This window comes from Streptomyces sp. NBC_01515 (assembly GCF_045040345.1).
Classification (GTDB): domain Bacteria; phylum Actinomycetota; class Actinomycetes; order Streptomycetales; family Streptomycetaceae; genus Streptomyces.
The window spans coordinates 4,199,297-4,221,172 of the sequence record NZ_CP109416.1; the positions used below are offsets into that span (position 1 = coordinate 4,199,297).

Genomic DNA, 21,876 nt, shown 5'->3' on the forward strand with positions numbered 1-21,876 from the left:
CGGATCGGCCTCCCGCCCCGGTTCACTCCCCCGAGTGATCAGTCCACCAGATCCCGCACCACCGCGTCCGCCAGCAGCCGCCCCCGCAACGTGAGCACGGCGCTCCCCTCCTCGTACGGCCCCGCCTCCAGCAGCCCGTCCCCCAGCGCCCGGCGCGAAGCCGCGAGCCCCTCCGGCCGGAGCAGGTCCAGGGGGGCGCCTTCGCGGAGCCGTAGCTCCAGGAGGATGCGTTCCACCCGGCGGTCCTCCGCCGAGAGGATCTCCCGGCCGGCGCCCGGGGAGCGGCCCGCCGCCAGCGCCCCCGCGTACGCCCCCGGGTGCTTGACATTCCACCAGCGGACGCCGCCCACGTGCGAGTGCGCTCCGGGGCCCGCGCCCCACCAGTCGGCGCCTCGCCAGTACAGCTCGTTGTGGAGACAACGGCCGGAATTCGACGTTGCCCAGTTGGACACCTCGTACCAGTCGAAGCCGGCCGCCGACATCACCTCGTCGGCGATGAGGTAGCGGTCGGCGTGGACGTCGTCGTCCGTCATGGGGACCTCGCCGCGGCGGATGCGGCGGGCGAGCTGGGTGCCCTCCTCGACGATCAGGGCGTAGGCGCTGATGTGGTCGGGGCCGGCGCCGAGGGCGGAGTCGAGGGAGGCGCGCCAGTCGTCGTCCGTCTCGCCGGGGGTGCCGTAGATCAGGTCGAGGTTGACGTGGTCGAAGCCGGCCGCGCGGGCCTCGGCGACGCAGGCCTCGGGGCGGCCGGGGGTGTGGGTGCGGTCGAGGACTTTCAGGACGTGCTGTTTCGCGCTCTGCATGCCGAAGGAGACGCGGTTGAAGCCGCCGTCCCGGAGAGCCGCGAGGTAGGCGGGGTCCACCGACTCCGGGTTCGCCTCCGTGGTGATCTCCGCGTCCGGGGCCAGGCCGAACTCGTCGCGGATCGCGCCCAGCATCCGTACGAGATCGGCCGCCGCGAGCAGCGTGGGCGTGCCGCCGCCGACGAAGACCGTGCGGACCGGGCGGGGGTCGTCGCCGAGGACCTTGCGGGCCAGCCGGACCTCGTCGATCAGGGTGTCCGCGTAGTTGTCGCGGGAGGCCAGCACTCCGCCCGTGCCGCGCAGCTCGGTAGCCGTGTAGGTGTTGAAGTCGCAGTAGCCGCAGCGGGTCGCGCAGTACGGGACGTGCAGATAGAACCCGAGGGGGCGGTCGGCCGATCCGGCGAGCGCCTCTGCGGGCAGGGCGCCGTCGTCGGGGACGGGATCGCCGTCGGGGAGTGCGGAAGGCATGTCCTCCATTGTCCAGCACCGGTGCGGCTTGCTGCTCCGCCTATTCCGCCTGGAGGACCAGCAGCGCCATGTCGTCCTCCGGGGGACGGTCGCCGAACTCGTGGACGAGGCGTTTGATGCGCTCCGCGATCAGCTCGGCGTTCAGGCCCGCGCACCCGGTGAGTGCGGTCGCGAGGCCGTCGCCGTCGTCGAACTGGACCGATCCGGAGCGCCGCTCGGTCACCCCGTCCGTGACGCACAACAGGCTGTCGCCGGGCCGGAGTTCGAAGGTCTCGCTGGTGAACGTCACGTCCTCGATGACCCCGAGGAGGGTCTGCGGGCGGGCTGCCGTGCCGACGCTGCCGTCCGGGCCGAGGAGCAGCGGCAGCGGGTGTCCGGCGGAGGCGAGGGTGCAGCGGACGCCGCCGTCGAAGGGGACCAGCTCGCCGTAGAGGAGGGAGAGGAAGCGGGGGCCGTCGCCGACCGGGCCCGGCATGCCGCCCGCCGCCACCATCGCGTGGGCCGCCGCGTCGGCGGCTTCGGTGGCGTCGTCGAGGAGGAGCTGGTTGAGGCGGTCGAGGACGTCGGCGACGCCGTAGCCCTCGCGGGCGAGGAGCCGTAGCCAGGGGCGGGCCAGGCCGATCACTACGGCGGCCTCGGGGCCCTTCCCCTGGACGTCGCCGAGGGCGAAGCACCAACGGCCGTCGCCGGCCGGGAACACGTCGTAGAAGTCGCCGCTGGGGCCGCCCTTGTCGCACGGTTCGTAGACGAGGGCGCTGTGCAGGCCGGGGATCTCGGCGACGGCGCCGGGCAGCAGGCCGCGCTGGAGGACGCGGCTGATGGTGGCCTGGCGGGCGTACTGGCGGGCCGCGCCGATCGCGAGCGCCACCCGGCGGCTGAGGTCCTCGACCAGGCCGGTGACCTCGTCGGGGAAGCGGGGCAGCCCGGACCGTCCGATGACGAGCGTGCCGAGCGGCCGGCCGCCCGCGATCAGGCGGTACGACAGTGCCGCGCCGTGGGTGCCGTGCGGGCCCAGCGCGTCGGCGGGCCAGGGGTAGGAGACGGGCCGCAGGGAGTCCGGCGGGCGAGGCGGGTCCTTCTCCAGGGCGCGGCGCAGTTCCTCGATGCGGTTCTCGCTGCCGTGCCAGACGCGGGCGAGGCGCGGACCGGCGCCGGCCCCGGCGCCCTCGCCCCAGCCGCCGCCGCGGCCCATCGCCTCGTCCTCCAGCCAGACAGCGCACCAGTCGGCCAGCCTCGGCACGATCAGCTGTCCGGCGAGCGCGGCGACGAGGTCCTCGTCGAGCTGTCCGGCGAGCAGGTCGGAGGCCTCGGCGAGGAAGGAGAGGGCGCCGCGGCCGAGCCAGTCCCGGTCGCGTTCGGCGCGCTGCGGTTCGGGGGCGAGGATCTCGGCGACGCGGAGGCCGCGCTCCCCGGCGTAGGTCTCCAACTCCTCGGCGGCCGGGGTGCCTTCGGCGGGCAGCCGGGCCCATACGGTCTTGACGCCGGTGCGGTAGGTGACGCCCCAGGCCTCGGCGAGCGTGGAGACGAGACGCAGGCCGCGGCCGAACTCCGGTGTCTCGTACGCCGGTTCGGCGCTGTTGTCGCGCGGGGCGCGGGAGGGGTGGTGGTCGGCGACCTCGACGACGATCGAGTCGGCGTCCTCAAGCCGGCACACCAACTCGACGTCCGTGCCCGCGTGCACGACGGCGTTGGTGACGAGTTCGCTGACGACGACCATCGCGTCGTCGGCCAGCCGGTCGGTGAGCTTCTCGGTGCCGGGCAGGCCGAGTTCGGCCCATTCGCGGAGCGCGGCGCGCACCAGGCCGCGGGCGGAACCGGGCGCGAGGGGGCTGCCGGAGAGCGTGGCGCGCACCGTCGTACGCCGGTCCGCGCCGTGGTGCGCGGGCGCATCGGAAGCACGCGAAGTGGTCTCCCGTTGCGTCGGTATGGCCCCCATGCGCAGCTCCCCGAGCAGTTCGGACGAATACGCCTCGATCGATGCGGACAGAGTGACAGACTGACCGCGGCCATAAGCGCCGAGTTACCGAAGTGGGCCGCCATGAGTGAGAACAGTGCTACGCGTGTGCTCGAAGACGGTCACAAAGACGACTGGATTCGAGCATCCGATCTCCGCCCGCTGCTCGCCGTGATGACGGCCGCACGGGACGGCAGCTTCGCGAAGGCGCCGGAGACGGGCCACGGCGTGGTGGCCGAACTGACCGCCGCCTTCAACCAGATCATGGACCGCAGCACCCACTTCAACTCCGAGACACAGCGCGTCAAACGGGAGCTGGTGCGCCACGGCCGCCTCGACGAACGCCTCTCCGCCAGCCCCGGCCAGGGCAGTTGGACCTCCCGCGTCAACGACGTCAACCAGCTCCTCGACGCCCTCGTCGCCCCGGCCGCCAACGCGACCCGCGTGCTGGACGCGGTGGCGGGCGGCGACCTGACCCAGCGGGTCGATCTGCACGACGGCAGCAGGCAGTTGCGCGGTGATCTACGACGGCTCGGCCGCGCCGTGAACAAGATGGTGGACCAACTCTCCCTGTTCACCGGGGAGGTGACCCGGGTCGCCCGCGAGGTCGGCACCGAGGGCAGACTCGGTGGCCGCGCCAAGGTGACCGGCCTGTCCGGCAGTTGGCGTGATGTGACCGAGGCGGTCAACACGATGGCGTCCCGGCTGACCGCGCAGGTGCGGGACATCGCCCTGGTGACGACGGCGGTGGCACGCGGCGACCTGACCCGTACGGTCACCGTCGAGGCGACCGGCGAACTGCTCGAACTCAAGCTCACCGTGAACACGATGGTCGACCAGCTGTCGGCCTTCGCGGACGAGGTGACGCGCGTCGCCCGCGAGGTGGGCACCGAGGGGCAGTTGGGCGGTCGCGCGCAGGTGCGGGGCGTGTCCGGGGTCTGGAAGGACCTGACCGACAACGTCAACTTCATGGCGTCGAACCTGACCTCGCAGGTCCGGAACATCGCCCAGGTGACGACGGCCGTGGCGAACGGCGACCTGTCACAGAAGATCACCGTGGACGCCCAGGGCGAGATCCTGGAGCTGAAGTCGACCATCAACACGATGGTGGACCAGCTCTCCGCCTTCGCCGACGAGGTGACGCGCGTGGCCCGCGAGGTCGGCACCGAGGGCAACCTGGGCGGGCGGGCCCAGGTGCGAGGCGTGTCCGGGGTCTGGAAGGACCTGACCGACAACGTCAACTTCATGGCGGACAACCTGACTTCACAGGTCCGGAACATCGCGCTGGTGTCCACCGCCGTCGCGCAGGGCGACCTCGGCAAGAAGATCACGGTGGAGGCCAAGGGCGAGATCCTGGAGCTGAAGTCCACGATCAACACGATGGTGGACCAGCTCTCCGCCTTCGCCGACGAAGTGACGCGCGTGGCCCGCGAGGTCGGCACGGAAGGGAACCTCGGCGGGCAGGCGCAGGTGCGGGGCGTCAGCGGGGTCTGGAAGGACCTCACGGACAACGTCAACTTCATGGCCCTGAACCTGACTTCACAGGTGCGGAACATCGCCCAGGTCACCACCGCCGTGGCCAACGGCGACCTGTCGAAGAAGATCACCGTCGACGCGCGCGGCGAGATCCTCGAACTCAAGGACACCGTCAACACGATGGTGGAGCAGCTGCGCGCCTTCGCCGACGAGGTGACCCGGGTCGCCCGCGAGGTCGGCACGGACGGCCGACTCGGTGGCCGCGCCCAGGTGTTGGGCGTCTCCGGGGTCTGGCGCGACCTGACGGACAACGTCAACTACATGGCCGACAACCTGACTTCACAGGTCCGGAACATCGCGCAGGTCGCGACGGCGGTGGCGCAGGGTGACCTGTCGAAGAAGATCGACGTGGACGCGCGCGGCGAGATCCTGGAGCTGAAGACCACCATCAACACGATGGTCGACACCCTCTCCTCCTTCTCCTCCGAGGTCACCCGGGTGGCCCGCGAGGTCGGCTCCGAAGGTCAACTCGGCGGCCAGGCACGGGTGGAGGGCGTCTACGGCACCTGGAAGCGCCTGACGACGAACGTGAACGAACTCGCGCTCAACCTCACCACCCAGGTCCGCGCGATCGCCGAGGTGGCCTCGGCGGTGGCCCAGGGCGACATGTCCCGCTCGATCACGGTGGAGACCCAGGGCGAGGTCACCGAGCTGAAGGACAACATCAACCTGATGGTGGCCAACCTCCGCGAGACGACCCGCGCGAAGGACTGGCTGGAGTCCAACCTGGCCCGCCTCGCCGCGCTGATGCAGGGGCACCGGGACCTGATGGAGGTCGCCGACCTGATCCTGCGCGAGCTGACCCCGCTGGTGAACGCGCAGTACGGGGCGTTCTTCCTGGCCGATCCCGACGAGGACAGCCTGCGAACGGCCATCCCCGCCAAGGGACTTGCCTTCATCGCCGGGTACGGGGCGGCGCAGGGCGCGACCGTGGACACGGGCGGGATGCCGGTGCACGGGCTGGTGCGGCAGGCGGCGCGGGAGAAGAAGCGGATCCTGGTGGAGGAGGCCCCGCCGGACTACATCAAGATCAACAGCGGGCTCGGGGAGGCCGCCCCGGCGAGCGTGGTCATCATCCCGATCATCTTCGAGGACAAGCTCCTCGGCGTGATCGAACTGGCCTCCTTCTCCCGCTTCTCCGACGTCCACCTCGCGTTCTTCGACCAGTTCGTGAACACCATCGGCGTCGCGATCAACACGATCATCGCCAACTCCCGCACGGAGTCCCTGCTCGGCCAGTCCCAGCGGCTGGCGACGCAGTTGCAGGAGCGTTCGGACGAACTCCAGAAGCAGCAGGCCGAGTTGCAGCGCTCGAACGCCGAACTGGAGGAGAAGGCGGCCCTGTTGGCGACCTCCTCGCAGTACAAGTCGGAGTTCCTGGCGAACATGAGCCATGAGCTGCGCACCCCGCTGAACTCGCTGCTGATCCTGGCGCGGCTGCTCTCCGACAACCCGGACGGTCATCTCTCCGGCCAGGAAGTGCAGTTCGCGACCACGATCCACCGCTCCGGCTCGGATCTCCTCCAGCTCATCAACGACATCCTCGACCTGTCGAAGATCGAGGCCGGCCGGATGGACGTACGCCCGAAGCGGCTCCCGCTCATCAAGCTCCTCGACTACGTCCACGCCACGTTCCGCCCGCTCACCCTGGACCGGGGGCTCTCCTTCGAGGTGTCGGTCGGCGACGACGTACCGCGCGAGCTGTGGTCGGACGAGCAGCGGCTCCAGCAGATCCTGCGCAACCTGCTGTCCAACGCCATCAAGTTCACCGCGAAGGGGCGGGTCGAACTCCGGGTCAACCGGGTCAAGGACCCCGAGCACCGCTACTCCGACGTCAGCGACGAGGTCATCGTGTTCGCCGTCTCCGACACCGGGATCGGGATCGCCGCCGAGAAACTCCCGGTGATCTTCGAGGCGTTCCAGCAGGCCGACGGCACGACCAACCGCAAGTACGGCGGCACGGGGCTCGGGTTGTCCATCAGCCGTGAGATCGCGGGCCTGTTGGGCGGCCGTATCGTCGCGGAGAGCGAGCCGGGGCGGGGGTCCACCTTCACTCTCTACGTCCCCGTTGTCAGCCCCGTGCACGCGGCGGGCGGCGCGGCGCTCACCGAGGACCGTGAACTGCCGCTGCTGCCCGAGCAGTTGTCCAGCGAGCCGTTCACCTCGACCGAGCCCTTCGCCTCGACCGAGGTGGACGACTCGTGGCCGACGCCCACCAAGCTGGAGGCATGGAAGGCCGGGCGGCCGGGTCAAGTGCTGCCCGGGCGGCGGGTGTTGATCGTGGACGACGACATCCGCAACGTCTTCGCGCTCACCCATGTGCTGGGCCGGGTCGGCATGCCGGTGCTCTACGCGGAGAACGGGCGTGAGGGCATCGAGACGCTGGAGCGCAACCCGGACGTCGAACTCGTGCTGATGGACATCATGATGCCGGAGATGGACGGGTACGAGACCATCGCCGCCATCCGCCGCGCGCCGCGCTGGACCGGGCTGCCCATCGTCGCGCTCACCGCGAAGGCGATGCCGGGCGACCGGGAGAAGTCCATCGCGCGGGGCGCCAACGACTACGTACCGAAGCCGGTGGATGTCGACCAGTTGCTGACGGTCGTCTGCGCACTGCTGGATCCCGAGGCCGGGGCGGGGGCCGAAACTGGGGCCGAAGTCGGGGCCGCGTCCGAGGACATCACGGTGGCGGATCCGGGTACTTCAGGGGAGACGGCGGCACCGCCGACGACTGAGTGAGGCACAGTCATCATGAGCGCTGAGGCAACGACCGACGAGCGCGCCAGCATCCTCCTGGTCGACGACATGGAGGACAACCTGGTCGCGCTGGAGGCCGTCCTGGGGTCCCTCAACGAGCCGCTGATACGGGCTCGTTCGGGCGAGGAGGCGATGAAGGCGCTGCTGCGGCAACGCTTCGCCGTGGTCCTGCTGGACATCCGGATGCCGGGCATGGACGGGTTCGAGACCGCCGCCAACATCAAGCGGCTCGACCAGACCAAGGACGTGCCGATCATCTTCCTGACGGGCACGGACTCGGATGCGGGGTATGCGTTCCGGGGGTATGCCACGGGGGCCGCGGACTATCTGACCAAGCCCTTTGATCCCTGGGTGCTGCGGGCCAAGGTGAGCGTTTTTCTCGAACTGCACCGGAAGAACCAGCTGTTGGAGCGGATGCTGGCGCGGGAGCAGGGGCAGTTCGATGAACTGGCGTTGCGGCTCAAGGAAGTTGAGGCGCGGATGGCTGCGAGTGCGGTGGATGAGGTGCGGGAACTTCGGGTTCAGGTGCGGGAGATGGGCCAGCTGGTGCGGGATATGCGGCGGCGTTAGGCCTGATGGGCCGTTGTTGTCTGCGGGTCTGTGGGGGCTTGTCGCGCAGTTCCCCGCGCCCCTGATGGGCCCCCGCGGCCCCTTCGAGGCGCGGGGGCCCATCACATGGTCATGCCTCGCGCGAACCCGCGTACATCTCGTCGATCAGGTGCTTGTACTCGCGTTCCACCACCGGGCGCTTGAGTTTGAGGCTCGGGGTGATCTCGCCGTGTTCCACGTCCAGGTCGCGCGGGAGGAGGCGGAACTTCTTGATGGTCTGCCAGCGCTGGAGGCCCTCGTTGAGTTCCTTGACGTAGCCCTCGATCATGGCGACCGTCGCGGGGGCGGCGACGACCTCGGCGTAGGACTTGCCGGCGAGGTCGTTGTCCTTCGCCCACTCCAGGATGGACGGTTCGTCGAGGGAGATGAGGGCGGTGCAGAAGTTCCGGTCGGCGCCGTGCACCAGGATGTTGGAGACGTACGGGCACACGGCCTTGAACTGGCCCTCGACCTCGGCCGGCGCGATGTACTTGCCGCCGGAGGTCTTGATGAGGTCCTTCTTGCGGTCCGTGATGCGGAGGTAGCCGTCGGGGGACAGCTCGCCGATGTCACCGGTGTGGAACCAGCCGTCCGACTCCAGGACCTCGGCGGTCTTCTCGGGCAGCCCGTGGTAGCCCTCCATGATGCCGGGGCCGCGCAGCAGGATCTCGCCGTCGTCCGCGATGCGCACCTCCGTGCCGGGCAGCGGCTTGCCGACCGTGCCGGTGCGGTAGGCCTCGCCGGGGTTCACGAAGGAGGCCGCGGAGGACTCGGTCAGGCCGTAGCCCTCAAGGATGTGGATGCCGGCGCCGGCGAAGAAGTAGCCGATGTCGGGCGCGAGCGCGGCCGATCCGGAGACGCAGGCGCGCAGCTTGCCGCCGAAGGCCTCGCGGATCTTCGCGTAGACCAGCGCGTCGGCGACCTTGTGCTTGGCGGCGAGGCCGAAGGGCGCGGTGGCCGTGCCGGTGCGGCGGAAGTTGTCCTGGGTGACCTTGGCGTACTCGCGGGCGACCTCGGCGGCCCACTGGAAGATCTTGTACTTGGAGGCGCCGCCCGCGCGTGCCTTGGCGGCGACGCCGTTGTAGACCTTCTCGAAGATGCGCGGGACGGCCGCCATGTACGTCGGCTGCACGATCGGCAGGTTCTCGATGATCTTGTCGACGCGGCCGTCCACGGCGGTGACGTGCCCGATCTCGATGTGCCCGGACGTGAGCACCTTGCCGAAGACGTGGGCGAGCGGCAGCCACAGGTACTGGACGTCCTCGGGGCCGAGCAGTCCGGTCGCGGCGATGGCCTTCGCGAGGTACGACCAGTTGTCGTGCGGGAGCCGAACTCCCTTGGGGCGGCCGGTCGTTCCCGAGGTGTAGATGATCGTCGCGAGCTGGTCCTTGGTGATGGCCCCGACCCGCTCCTTGATCAGGTCCGGGTTCTTCTCCAGGTACGCGGCACCGCGCTGCTCCAGCTCGGCGAGGGTCAGCACCCAGTCGCCTTCGTCGGCTCCGGTCTCGACGCCGGTCGGGTCGATGACCACGACGTGCGTCAGCTCGGGCAGGTCGGCGCGCTTCTCCCGCGCCTTGGCGAGCTGCGCCGCGTCCTCCGCGATGAGGACCTTGCTGCCGGAGTCGGCGAGGATGAACGTCGACTCGTCGGCGTTGGTCTGCGGGTACACCGTGGTCGTGGCGGCGCCGGCGCACAGGATGCCCAGGTCGGCGAGGATCCACTCGACGCGGGTGGCGGAGGCGAGCGCGACGCGCTCCTCGGGCTGTACGCCGAGTTCGATCAGCCCGGCCGCGATCGCGAAGACCTGCTCGGCGGCCTGGGCCCAGGTCAGCGACTTCCAGTCGTCGGGGCCCGCACCGGAGGCCGCCGGTACCGGGTAGCGGTAGGCCTCGGCGTCCGGCGTGGCCGCCACGCGCTCCAGGAAGAGGCCCGCCACGGACGGCGGACGGTTCTCGATCAGGGTCTGTGTGTCGCTCACGACATCCTCCGGGCCCGCGACAGTGCGGCTGGACCATTGCTGCGGCTGTTGTTTAACTCGCGAGTAACTATCGAGCAGTGATCAGAGTAAGCCGCGACCGGCCGGTGCGTAAGGGGCGGTGGACGGTCACTTCGAACAGAGCCATGACCACTTCGTACAGAGCCAAGGCATAGGGCCCGCCGCGCGAAAGCGCAACGGGCCCCATGAATCGCCGCTACTTCTTGCCCTTGGCTCCGGGACCGCTGTCGTCGCTGGACAGCACCGCGATGAAGGCCTCCTGGGGAACCTCCACGGAACCCACCATCTTCATCCGCTTCTTGCCCTCCTTCTGCTTCTCCAGCAGCTTCCGCTTACGGGAGATGTCACCGCCGTAGCACTTGGCGAGGACGTCCTTGCGGATGGCGCGGATGGTCTCGCGGGCGATGACCCGGGAGCCGATGGCGGCCTGGATGGGCACCTCGAAGGCCTGCCGCGGGATGAGTTCCCGCAGCTTGGCGACCAACCGCACGCCGTACGCGTATGCCGCGTCCTTGTGCGTGATCGCCGAGAAGGCGTCCACCTTGTCGCCGTGCAGCAGGATGTCGACCTTGACCAGGCTGGAGTCCACCTCGCCGGTGGGCTCGTAGTCGAGCGAGGCGTAGCCGCGGGTCTTGGACTTCAGCTGGTCGAAGAAGTCGAAGACGATCTCCGCGAGGGGGAGCGTGTAGCGGATCTCGACCCGGTCCTCGGACAGGTAGTCCATGCCGAGCAGGGTGCCGCGCCGGGTCTGGCACAGCTCCATGATCGAGCCGATGAACTCCGACGGCGCGAGGATCGTCGCGCGCACGACGGGCTCGTAGACCTTGTCGATCTTTCCCTCGGGGAACTCGCTCGGGTTGGTGACGATGTGCTCGCTGCCGTCCTCCATGTCGACCCGGTACACCACGTTCGGTGCGGTCGCGATGAGGTCGAGCCCGAACTCGCGCTCCAGCCGCTCCCTGATCACGTCCAGGTGCAGCAGCCCGAGGAAGCCGACGCGGAAGCCGAAGCCCAGCGCCGCCGAGGTCTCCGGCTCGTAGACGAGCGCGGCGTCGTTGAGCTGGAGCTTGTCGAGGGCCTCGCGCAGCTCCGGGTAGTCGGACCCGTCCAGCGGATACAGGCCCGAGAAGACCATCGGCTTGGGGTCCTTGTACCCGCCGAGCGCCTCGGTCGCGCCCTTGTGCAGGGTGGTGATCGTGTCACCGACCTTGGACTGGCGGACGTCCTTCACACCGGTGATCAGATAGCCGACCTCGCCGACCCCGAGCCCGTCCGCGCCGAGCATCTCCGGCGAGTTCGTCCCGATCTCCAGCAGCTCGTGCGTGGCGTTCGTGGACATCATCCGGATCTTCTCGCGCTTGGTGAGCAGTCCGTCGATGACCCTGATGTACGTCACGACACCGCGGTAGGAGTCGTAGACCGAGTCGAAGATCATGGCGCGGGCGGGCGCGTCCGCGTTCCCGACCGGCGCCGGGACCTCCTTGACGACCTTGTTCAGCAGGACGTCGACACCGATACCGGTCTTCGCGGACACCCGCAGCACGTCGTCGGGGTCGCACCCGACGAGGTTGGCCAGCTCCTCCGCGAACTTCTCGGGCTGCGCGGCCGGCAGGTCGATCTTGTTCAGTACGGGGATGATCGTGAGGTCGTTCTCCATCGCCAGGTAGAGGTTGGCGAGGGTCTGGGCCTCGATGCCCTGGGCGGCGTCCACGAGCAGCACGGTGCCCTCGCAGGCGGCGAGCGACCGCGAGACCTCGTACGTGAAGTCGACGTGTCCCGGGGTGTCGATCATGTTGAGGATGTGGGTACTGCCCTTGTCGGCCCCCTCGGTGGGGGCCCACGGCAGACGCACCGCCTGGGACTTGATCGTGATGCCACGCTCGCGCTCGATGTCCATGCGGTCGAGGTACTGAGCACGCATCTGCCGGCTGTCGACCACTCCGGTCAGCTGGAGCATCCGGTCGGCGAGCGTGGACTTGCCATGGTCGATGTGCGCGATGATGCAGAAATTGCGGATCAGCGCCGGGTCGGTACGGCTCGGCTCGGGCACATGGCTGGGGATCGCGGGCACGCAGGGTCCTGATTCTTGAGGCGTCCGCAGTGTCTGCGGTCTCGGGTCGGATCGATACGTAGCTTCCATCGTCCCACGCGTGGGAGGTGCGGTCCGGTTTGGGCCGATGCGGGTGGGTGGGTGTGGGTGGGGGGTGTGGGATTCGGGGTCGGTTTCGGGGCCAGTTCGGGGTGGGCTGGGGGTGGGATTGGTGCCAGTTCGGGGTGAACTGGGAGTGGGATTGGGGCTCTGGGGCTGCTCTGGAAGTGGTTCGGGTGGGCTTGCGGTTCCTCTGCGAGTGGCTCGGGCGGGCTTCTCGGGCGGGCTTGAGGCCTCCTCGGCGAGCGGCTCGGGTAGGCCTGCGGGCTGCTCGGAGGGCGGCTTGGGTGGGTAGGCCCGGGGTTGCTCGGGAGCGGTTCGGTCAGGTCTGGGGACCTGCTCGGGGTCTGCTTGGGCTCGGCAGGTGAGGAGGGCCGTCCGTTTTGTCACGGCACGGGACGGTAACCGATGGCCCCTCGGCGACCGGTTTGGGTGGGCCGGTGGGCGGCTGGTAGCCTGGGTAGCTGTGTCTCATGCCCTCTCGGCGCGAGGCGCAACCCAAGGAAAATCATCGGCCCGGGACCCGTGCGGCCCCGTGCCAGAACCTGCAAAGGCTCATTCGTGGCGAACATCAAGTCCCAGATCAAGCGGATCAAGACCAACGAGAAGGCTCGGCTGCGCAACAAGGCCGTCAAGTCCTCCCTGAAGACCGCGATCCGCAAGGCCCGCGAAGCCGCTGCCGCGGGTGACGTCGAGAAGGCCACCGAGTACCAGCGCGCTGCCGCGCGTCAGCTCGACAAGGCCGTCGCGAAGGGCGTCATCCACAAGAACCAGGCCGCCAACAAGAAGTCGGCGCTTGCTTCCAAGGTCACCGCGCTCCAGGGCTGATCCTCCGCACTTGCCTCGGCCCGCGCTCGCGCGGACCGGACCAGTAGCAATCCACCGTGAGGACAACGTCGAGCCCTCTACCTCGATTCACGGACAGACATCGTGGTCGCCACGCCACGTACAGTGCCCCCGGACCCACTTCGGGGGCATTGCTGTTTCCCCGTCCCCATCCCCGTCCCGTCTCGCCGTATCTCCCCGCGCTGTCCCGCACCTTGGGCAGAGTCGCCAAGGCCGGTCCGGCGGAGCAGGTCGCAGGAAATCGGCGGTACCCGATTCGCGCCGCCGGCGACACCGCAGACGGCCATGCCACACCCCGCCCGCGGCATGGTCCGCCGTGTCGGCAACCCTGCGGGGTAATACGTCCAGGGTCTGGCCAGCGGATCAGGTCGGAGGACAACGCCGCAGGTGTGCGTGCCAGACCCCGCGTGTCCGGCGTGATCCGCCCGGACAGGTCCTAGGCCTGACCCCGCGACCGGGCCGCCCGGGCGATCGCTACGACCGCCTTCTCCAACGCGTACTCCGGATCGTCCCCACCGCCCTTCACTCCCGCGTCCGCCTCGGCCACCGCCCGCAGCGCGACGGAGACCGCGTCCGGTGTCCACCCCCGCATCTGCTGCCGTACCCGGTCGATCTTCCACGGCGGCATCCCCAGCTCACGCGCCAGATCCGCCGGCCGTCCCCCGCGCGCGGACGACAGCTTCCCGATCGCCCGCACCCCCTGCGCCAACGCGCTGGTGATCAGCACCGGCGCCACCCCGGTGGACAACGACCACCGCAGCGCCTCCAGCGCCTCCGCCGCCCGCCCCTCCACGGCCCGGTCCGCGACCGTGAAGCTCGACGCCTCGGCCCGCCCCGTGTAGTACCGCCCGACGACCGCCTCGTCGATGGTCCCCTCGATGTCGGCGACCAACTGGGAGACAGCGGACGCCAGTTCGCGCAGATCACTGCCGAGGGAGTCGACCAGCGCCTGACAGGCCTCCGGCGTGGCCGACCTCCCGGTCGCCCGGAACTCACCCCGCACGAACGCCAACCGGTCCGCCGGCTTCGTCATCTTCGGGCAGGCCACCTCCCGCGCCCCGGCCTTGCGCGCGGCATCGAGCAGCCCTTTGCCCTTGACCCCGCCGGCGTGCAACAGCACCAGCGTGATCTCCTCGGCGGGCGCCCCGAGATACGCCTTCACGTCCTTGACCGTGTCCGCGGACAGATCCTGCGCGTTGCGTACGACCACGACCTTGCGCTCCGCGAAGAGCGACGGGCTGGTCAACTCGGCGAGCGTGCCGGGCTGCAACTGGTCCGAAGTCAGGTCACGTACGTCCGTGTCGGCGTCGGAGGCCCTGGCAGCGGCCACCACCTCCCGCACGGCACGGTCGAGCAGGAGGTCCTCCTGGCCCACGGCAAGCGTCACCGGAGCGAGAGGGTCGTCATTCGCAGTCTTCCTGGCCATCCCGTAAAGCATCGCACGCGCCACTGACAACGCGTCCCGCGTGCCGGGGTCGGGCGGGGGTGCGGGTTCGGGTTCGGCGCGGGTTCAGGTGCGGTGCGGGTTCAGGTGCGGTGCGGGTTCGGCGCGGGTGCGGGTCCGGGTACAGGTGCGGTGCGGGTGCGGGTCCGGGGGCGGGTCCGGCCGTAGAACCTGCCGCCGCTACGGCTCCTCGCGCCAGCCATCCCACTCCCCCGCGAACGCGTCCAGCTCCGCGGGGTCGAGCCGCCCGTCCTCGTCGCGCAGAACGAGCAGCCACTGCGCGTCCTCGGCATCGTCCTCACCGGCCAGCGCGTCCCGCACCAATCGCGGTTCCTCGTCGAGCGCGAACCGCTCCCCGAGCATCTCCGCCGCCTCCTGGGCCGCGTCACGGTCGGGCAGCACCAGCACATGTCTCACATCGCTCACGGGGACATTTTCTCCCCATGCCCCCGCACCTCCGGAACCGACCCCAACTCGATCCCGAACTGCTCCCGGTACAGCGCCAACACCTCCTCGTCCGTGGTCAGTTCACGTACGTCCCGCGTCCCCTCCCCGCTGGTCGTCGTGAGGGTCCGGCCGGCGAGCGTGATCCTCCCGCCGTCCTCCAGGAGCCGTGAACAGACCAGCGACCGGGTGAAGTGGGAGGCCGGTGACGTGCTGTGCCACCACGCCCCGGCCACGAAGTCGGCGAGCACCCGGGGCCGCACCTCCAGGCGGTACTCGGGCCCTCCGTTCCGCGCCACGTCCAGGTCAGCCGCCTCCCCCGAAACCGCACCCGCTCCGGACTCCCCGCTCCGCACCCCAGCCGCATCCGGTCCCGACGCGACGACACTGAACGTGCCGCCAGGATCCTCCTGCTCACCCCGCTCCTCGAAGGCCAGCGGATAGTGACTGTGCGTCCCGAACCCCACATCGGCCAGCCACGCACCCCCATCCACCGTCCGCACCCGCAGCGCGAGATGGTCGTACGGAATCCCCGTCCGCCCCTCGTCCCCGTACACCCGCGCCGCGAGCAACACGACCTCGAAGCCGAGCGCGGTGAGCAACGCGCCGAACAATCCGTTCAGTTCGTAACAGAACCCGCCCCGGCCCGCGCCCACCACCTTGTCCAGCAGCCGGTTCTCCTCCAGCACGATCTCCTCTCCCAGATGGATCGACAGATTCTCGAACGGCACGGTCTGCAGATGGCGCAGATGCAACTCACGCAGAACATCGACGGTGGGCGACGCCGGGTGCTGGACTCCCAGTCGGCGGAGATAGGCATCAACCTGTGCGGGATTCATGCCTTCAGTCTCGCGCCACCCGCAGCCCGTCTCCTTCCCCACTCACCGCCAACGCCCCGTCCACATCCGTCCGCAGGACCACCGCGCCCATGGCCCGCAGCGCCCCGACCGTGCTGGGGGCGGGGTGCCCATAGGTGTTGTTCTCTCCACAAGAGATCAACGCCAGCCTCGGGGCCACCCTGCGTATCAGGTCCGGGTCTTGATAAGCCGAGCCATGATGAGCGACTTTGAGCACGTCCACGCCTGCCTGCAACGCAGCCGCCGGTGACCTCAACAGCTCCTGCTGGGCCGGGGGTTCGAGGTCCCCGAGCAGCAGCAGTCGCAGCCCGGCGGTCCGTACCAGCAGGGCGACGCTCGCGTCGTTCGGCCCGTCCGGGTCCGGCGCCGGGCGCGGTGGGGGCCACAGCACCTGCCAGGACAGCGGGCCGGTGCGTCGCTGTTCCCCGGCTACGGCCCGGGTGATCGGGATGTGCCGTTCTGCCGCCGCCCTCTGCACGAACTCGACCTGTTCCGCAGGCTCTTCGAAGGATGTCGTCTCGATCGCGCCCACCGAGCGGCCCCGCAGCACCCCGGGCAGTCCCGCTACGTGGTCGGCGTGGAAGTGGGTGAGCACGACGAGCGGAATCCTGGTGATACCGAGCGTGCGCAGACACTGGTCGACCAGCTTCGGATCGGGTCCGGCATCCACGACCACGCCGGTGCCCTTGCCCGCGGCCAGCACTGTCGCGTCGCCCTGACCGACATCACACATGGCGAATCTCCAACCCGGCGGCGGCCACCCTGTGATCACCCGGGTCAACGGCGCCGGCGCCACCACGATCAGCACCAGCAACAACCCGCAGGCGCCGCACAACCAGGGGTGCTTCAACAGTCGCCGCCCGACCAGCACCAAGGCCGCGACAGCGAGCGCGAGCAACAGTGCCCCGGTCCAACTGCCCGGCCAGTCCACTCCCCCACCGGGCAGCGCCGCGCCGGTCCGGGCGACGTCCGCGATCCATCCGGCGGGCCAACTCGCGCCCCAGGCAAGGACCTTGGCCACCGGCATCGCCAGCGGTGCCGTCGCCAGCGCGGCGAAGCCCAGCACCGTGGCCGGTGCGACGGCGATCTCCGCGAGCAGGTTGCACGGCACGGCCACCAAGCTGACCCGCGCCGACAGCACGGCCACGACCGGCGCGCACAGCGCCTGCGCGGCAGCGGCGGCCGCCAGCGCCTCCGCCAGTCGCGGCGGAACCCGGTGCCGTCGCAGCGTCTCGCACCAGCGCGGCGCGAGCGTGAGCAGGGCGCCGGTGGCCAGCACGGAGAGCAGGAAGCCGTAGCTCCGGGCCAGCCACGGGTCGTAGAGCACCAGCAGCAGTACGGCCGTCGCCAGGGCCGGGATCAGTGATCTGCGGCGGCCGGTCGCCAGGGCGAGCAGCGCGACGGCACCGCAGGCCGCGGCCCGCAGCACGCTCGGGTCGGGGCGGCACACGACGACGAACCCGAGGGTGAGGACCCCGCCGAGCAGTGCGGTCGCCCGGAGGGAGATGCCCAACCGCGGTGCCAGACCCCGGCGTTCGATGTGCTGGGCGAGACCGGGCGGTCCGATGAGGAGGGCGAGCAGGATGGTGAGGTTGCTTCCGGAGACGGCGAGGGTGTGCGCGAGGTCCGTCTCCTTGAACGCCTGGTCCAACTCGGGTGTGATCCGCGCGGTGTCCCCGACGACCAGCCCCGGCAGCAATGCCCGAGCGTCCGCCGGCAACCCGTCGGTGGCCTCGCGCAACCCGGCCCGCAACCGCCCCGCGAACCGCTGCGCTCCGGACGGTTCCCCCACGACCTCCGGCACCGGCTGGTTCCGTACCCGCAGCACGGCCGCGACACGGTCCCCGCCCGTCAGCGAGGGCGCCAACCGCGCGGTCACCTTCACCCGCGTCGACGGAAGCAGCCCGAGCCAGGGCGAACGCTCCGGCCCGCCACCGGAACCCCGTGCCCCGCCCGCGCCCTTGGAGGACAAACCCGGGTCGACGATCAACAGCACCGGCGCCCGCGTCTCCACGACCGTCCCGTCCAACTCCTCGACCCGCCGCACCTCGGCGTCGACCAGCACGGAGACCGGAGCCGCGTGATCCCCGCTGACCCGGGGCCGGGTCAACCGCGGATCGGAACCGAGCTCCACCTCCGCGGTCACGGTCGCGTACTCCCGCGCCAACTCGGGCGCCGGCCCACGCCGCAGATCCGCCCCGTGCAGCCCGGCGGAGGCGGCAGCCGCGGCGATGGCAAGGAGCAGGGCGGCGATCGAGACCCGGGGCCATGCGGCCTGCCGCCATGAGCGTGCGGGGCGGACTCCCTCCGGTGAGAGGTCAGGGTGAGCGTCCAGCTGTGATGGGGCGTGGCTGCCGCCTGCCTCTGCCCCTGCCCTTGCCCCTGCCCTGTCCCGTCGCCGCGTCACCAGCAACAGCACGAGCGCCACGGCCAGCGAGGCGACGGCGACTCCTGTGACCCAGCCCGGTGACGCGTCCAGCGCCAGTGCCGCCGTCGCCCAGGCCGCGAGTGCGGGCGGTACGAGTCGTAGGTCTGTCGGTCCTTCCTGTTGGGGGTGTGCGGCACCCCGCCGACTTCCGGAGTCGGCGTGCACGGTTCGGCGGGCCGGCGAGGAGACGTCGTCCTGTGCTGTACGGCGAGGCCTCGCGGGCTCGGGCGGATCGTCGTGGACGCGGGTCATGGCTGTACCAGGTCCCGCAGATCGGCGAAGCGGCGGTCACCGATGCCGTTGACCTGACGCAGCTCGTCCACCGAGCGGAAACCGCCGTGCTGGGTGCGGTAGTCGATGATGTGTTGGGCCAGTACCGGGCCCACGCCGGGCAGGGTGTTGAGCTGGTCCGCGGTGGCCGTGTTGAGGGAGACCGGAGCAGTCGGAGCGGCTCCGGCAGCCGAGCCAACCGCTCCCCCCGTGTTCGCACCGCCCGCCGCACCAGGCGCCGCCGCAGGAGCCGAACCGCCGACCACGATCTGCTCCCCGTCCACGAGGAACCGAGCCCGGTTGAGCCCCTCGGTGTTAGTACCCGGACGCACCCCACCCGCCGCCCGCAACGCATCGGTCACCCGTGAACCGGCCGGAAGCCGATGAACCCCGGGCTCCCGGACCTTGCCACTGACGTCCACGACGATCTCGGTACCGGCCGCACCCGAAGCACCCCGCGCTCCGACCGACGAGGCACGCGGCCCGACGCCCTTGCCCGCCGCCGCACCCCCGCTGCCATCCTTGCCTCCACCCCCTTCTCCGTAGGGAGCCGCCGCCCCCACCACCTCCGGTGCGCGAACGGGCTGGGCCCGGCCCACCCAGAAGTGCTGCACGGCGAAGACCGCGGCCACGACGAGCACTACACCGAGCGCGACCACGTTCCGCCGCTCCAACCCACACCGCGTCTGCACCCACACCGGCATCCGCTCCCGCAGAGCGACCCCGACCCGCTCCCGCCAGGCACCGGCCGCACGATCCCGCCCGATGCCGACCTCTCCGGTACCGCCGAACTCCCCAGCGCCACGCGCCGGTTCAGCCCGTCCGACCCGTCCGACCCGTCCGACCCGTCCGACCCGTCCGACGTACGAGAAGCCATCAGGCTCCAGGGCAACACGCACGGGCGAACCCACCCGGACCACCCGCTGCCCCGACCCCAACCCCTCCCCTGACATCGGCTCCGGCTCCGGCTCCGGCTCCGGCTCCCGAACAGCCCACGGCCCGGCATCAACAGGCGCCGGAAAACGAAGCCCCGCCGCCCTCACCACTGGCGGAACAGCCCGCCCCCTCGCCTCACTCGCGGGCGGGCCAAGAGCCCCCGCGAGTTGGCCCACCGGCGCAGGAGAACTCGCCATAGCCTCGGCCCCCGGCGGAACAGGAAGCCCCACACCCTCGCCCACCACCAGAAGAGCCCGCCCCGCCCTCTCCCCTACCGGCGCCCCAGAGCCCCCACTCCCGCCCTCACCCGGCGGCCCGTTCCCCAACTCCCCCCGCTCCCCGGCACGTTCACCACCTTCGCCACGTTCGCCAAAGAGCAGTTCCGCCCGTCGCCGAAGTTCCTCCGCCGAAGCCTGACGCTGCGCCCGCCCCCGTGCGGGCGCGCGGCGATGCCGAGTTCGGCTGTCGGAGGACGGGGCGCGGCCCGGGCCGCTGGTCGCAGTCGCTGAGCGTGAGCGTGATCGAAGTGCCATGCGCCGAGGATCGGACATTCCGCGACTTGGTGATGATCTTGGTCAATTCCCGGGGACGACCGCCCAGTTGTGGATAACTCCGTCACCCGAACGAGCGCCACCAGCCCCGGCAGACCCCGTCACCGAGGCGAAACCACAGCCCCCAACAACCCAGGCCCGGTATGCGCCCCGATCACCGCCCCGACCTCACTCACATGCAGATCGGCCAGCCCCGGCACCCGTGCCCGCAACCGATCCGCGAGCGCCGACGCCCGCTCGGGCGCGGAGAGATGGTGAACGGCGATGTCGACCTGCGCACTGCCCGCCCGGTCCGCCGCGAGTTCCTCAAGACGGGCGATCGCCTTCGACGCCGTCCGTACCTTCTCCAGGAGTTCGATGCGCCCACCCTCCAGCTGAAGCAGCGGTTTCACGGCGAGCGCGGAGCCCAACAGGGCCTGTGCCGCGCCGATTCGGCCGCCCCGGCGCAGATAGTCGAGGGTGTCGACGTAGAAGTAGGCGGAGGTGCCGGCGGCCCGCTTCTCCGCGGCCGTGACCGCCTCGTCCACCGTGCCGCCCGCCTCCGCCGTCTCGGCCGCGGCGAGTGCGCAGAAGCCGAGCGCCATCGCGACCATCCCGGTGTCCACGACTCGCACCAGCACCGGTGCCTCCCGCGCGGCGACGACCGCCGCGTCGTAGGTGCCCGAGAGTTCGGCGGAGAGGTGGAGGGAGACGATGCCGGTGGCGCCGGACTCGGCGACCTTGCGGTAGGTCTCCGCGAAGAGCTGGGGGCTGGGGCGCGAGGTGGTGACCGGGCGGCGCTTCTGCAGGGCCTGGGCCAGGGAGCGGGTGGAGATCTCGGTGCCTTCTTCGAGCGCCCGGTCACCTAGGACCACGGTCAATGGCACCGCTGTGATGCCGTGGCGCTCCATCGTCAGCGGCGGCAGGTAGGCCGTTGAATCGGTGACGATCGCGACATGGCGGGACATGAGCTGGAGGTTACCTGCCGTAGCGGCCGGGCGGCAGCCCGACCCCTTTCACCTGGGCCGGAACCGGCCGGATCACACCATGCCGAACGCTCGCACCATGTCGAACGCTCACACCGTGCCGCGCCCGCACACCGTGCCGCCCGATCAAGTCGTGCTCTCGGGGCGGGATTTCTTCTGCCAGGGGTAGGTGGGGCGCCGTCCCGGCGGGGTGATGGCGGACGGGGCCGGTTCCTCGGCGGACGGGCGGGAGCGCGGGGGCTCCGGCCAGGTCTGCCGATCCGCCGTGGCGTCGGCGGGCGGGGCGTCCGGCCACGGGGACGATGCGGGTTCGGCCTTCGTCCAGTGCCGCAGGGCACCGGCCTCCATGTCTATCTGGGCGCTCAGCGTGTCCAGGTCGTCCTCCGCGAAGCGCCCGGCGCGGTCGCGGGCCGCCCAGCGCAGCGAGTCCGCCGACTTCGTGATGCGCTCGGTGCGCTCGCGCAGGGCGGGCAGCCGCTCGGCGAGTGTCCTGCGGTCCGGCTCGGACTCCAGGCGCCTGAGCTCGCCGTCGAGTTCACGGCCGTGCGCGCTGAGCCGCTGGAAGAGGCCCAGGGACTCCTTGAGCGACTCGTCCTCGGGCACGCCCGCGTGCAGCGCGTCCTGGGTCGCGCGCATCGACGTGCGCAGCGCGAGCCGGAGTTGGGCCACCTGTCCCTGCGGGCCGGGCTGGGCGAAGGACTTGGCGCGCAGGGTGTGGTCCTCGACCGAGCGCCGGGCCTGCGCGACCGTGCGGTCGACACCACGCTTGGCCGCACCGACCGCCTTGACCGCCGCGTAGCCGCCTACGACCACGAACAGCAGGAAGAGAAGGGCGAAGACTGTGATCACGGCTTCCAACACTCCTCCACCGGCTCCGGGCG

Annotated in this window: 14 protein-coding genes; 3 read left to right on the forward strand and 11 right to left on the reverse strand. The window is 70.6% G+C overall.

Annotated features, from left to right (window positions below):
* Positions 1-38: 38 nt before the first annotated feature.
* Both hemW and OG407_RS18615 read right to left on the reverse strand, forming a co-directional pair.
* On the reverse strand, positions 39-1,271 hold the full coding sequence (gene hemW / locus OG407_RS18610; protein WP_405859438.1) for a radical SAM family heme chaperone HemW: 1,233 nt from the start codon (positions 1,269-1,271) through the stop codon (positions 39-41).
* A gap of 40 nt (positions 1,272-1,311) precedes the next feature.
* Positions 1,312-3,207 carry a SpoIIE family protein phosphatase gene (locus OG407_RS18615; RefSeq protein ID WP_405859440.1) on the reverse strand — a complete coding sequence of 632 codons (1,896 nt, stop codon included), beginning with the start codon at positions 3,205-3,207 and terminating at the stop codon, positions 1,312-1,314.
* A gap of 102 nt (positions 3,208-3,309) precedes the next feature.
* Here OG407_RS18615 and OG407_RS18620 point away from each other — a divergent pair, with 102 nt between their 5' ends.
* Both OG407_RS18620 and OG407_RS18625 read left to right on the forward strand, forming a co-directional pair.
* Positions 3,310-7,503 carry a HAMP domain-containing protein gene (locus tag OG407_RS18620; protein WP_405859442.1) on the forward strand — a complete coding sequence of 1,398 codons (4,194 nt, stop codon included), beginning with the start codon at positions 3,310-3,312 and terminating at the stop codon, positions 7,501-7,503.
* Positions 7,504-7,515: 12 nt separating this feature from the next.
* Positions 7,516-8,091: a two-component system response regulator gene (locus OG407_RS18625; protein ID WP_405859444.1), complete on the forward strand. Its 576-nt coding sequence runs from the start codon at positions 7,516-7,518 to the stop codon at positions 8,089-8,091.
* 109 nt (positions 8,092-8,200) lie between these two features.
* Here OG407_RS18625 and OG407_RS18630 read toward each other — a convergent pair whose 3' ends face one another.
* Both OG407_RS18630 and lepA read right to left on the reverse strand, forming a co-directional pair.
* Positions 8,201-10,087 carry an AMP-dependent synthetase/ligase gene (locus OG407_RS18630; RefSeq protein ID WP_403598724.1) on the reverse strand — a complete coding sequence of 629 codons (1,887 nt, stop codon included), beginning with the start codon at positions 10,085-10,087 and terminating at the stop codon, positions 8,201-8,203.
* A gap of 214 nt (positions 10,088-10,301) precedes the next feature.
* Positions 10,302-12,176, reverse strand: coding sequence for a translation elongation factor 4 (gene lepA / locus OG407_RS18635; RefSeq protein ID WP_405859446.1), 1,875 nt, complete (start codon positions 12,174-12,176; stop codon positions 10,302-10,304).
* Between the two features lie 639 nt (positions 12,177-12,815).
* On the opposite strand from lepA, the gene rpsT reads away from it, so the two are divergent.
* Positions 12,816-13,082, forward strand: a complete 267-nt coding sequence (gene rpsT / locus OG407_RS18640) for a 30S ribosomal protein S20 (protein ID WP_019064182.1) — start codon at positions 12,816-12,818, stop codon at positions 13,080-13,082.
* 454 nt (positions 13,083-13,536) lie between these two features.
* Here rpsT and holA read toward each other — a convergent pair whose 3' ends face one another.
* The 7 genes from holA to OG407_RS18675 form a co-directional block, all read right to left on the reverse strand.
* A complete protein-coding gene (gene holA / locus OG407_RS18645; RefSeq protein ID WP_405859448.1) occupies positions 13,537-14,526 on the reverse strand; it encodes a DNA polymerase III subunit delta in 990 nt (329 codons plus the stop codon).
* A gap of 198 nt (positions 14,527-14,724) precedes the next feature.
* Positions 14,725-14,970 carry a hypothetical protein gene (locus tag OG407_RS18650; protein ID WP_405859450.1) on the reverse strand — a complete coding sequence of 82 codons (246 nt, stop codon included), beginning with the start codon at positions 14,968-14,970 and terminating at the stop codon, positions 14,725-14,727.
* On the reverse strand, positions 14,967-15,827 hold the full coding sequence (locus tag OG407_RS18655) for an arylamine N-acetyltransferase (RefSeq protein WP_405859452.1): 861 nt from the start codon (positions 15,825-15,827) through the stop codon (positions 14,967-14,969). Before OG407_RS18655 ends, OG407_RS18650 begins: the two co-directional genes overlap by 4 nt.
* Positions 15,828-15,831: 4 nt before the next feature.
* The gene (locus tag OG407_RS18660) at positions 15,832-18,525 is read right to left on the reverse strand and encodes a ComEC/Rec2 family competence protein (protein WP_405859454.1); all 2,694 of its coding nucleotides are present in this window, start codon (positions 18,523-18,525) and stop codon (positions 15,832-15,834) included.
* The gene (locus tag OG407_RS18665) at positions 18,522-19,496 is read right to left on the reverse strand and encodes a helix-hairpin-helix domain-containing protein (RefSeq protein WP_405859456.1); all 975 of its coding nucleotides are present in this window, start codon (positions 19,494-19,496) and stop codon (positions 18,522-18,524) included. The genes OG407_RS18660 and OG407_RS18665 overlap by 4 nt, the downstream gene beginning before the upstream one ends.
* 635 nt (positions 19,497-20,131) lie before the next feature.
* Complete coding sequence (locus OG407_RS18670; protein WP_405859458.1) at positions 20,132-20,977, reverse strand: DegV family protein; 846 nt, start codon at positions 20,975-20,977, stop codon at positions 20,132-20,134.
* Between the two features lie 144 nt (positions 20,978-21,121).
* Positions 21,122-21,853: a hypothetical protein gene (locus OG407_RS18675; protein WP_405859460.1), complete on the reverse strand. Its 732-nt coding sequence runs from the start codon at positions 21,851-21,853 to the stop codon at positions 21,122-21,124.
* Positions 21,854-21,876: the final 23 nt, after the last annotated feature.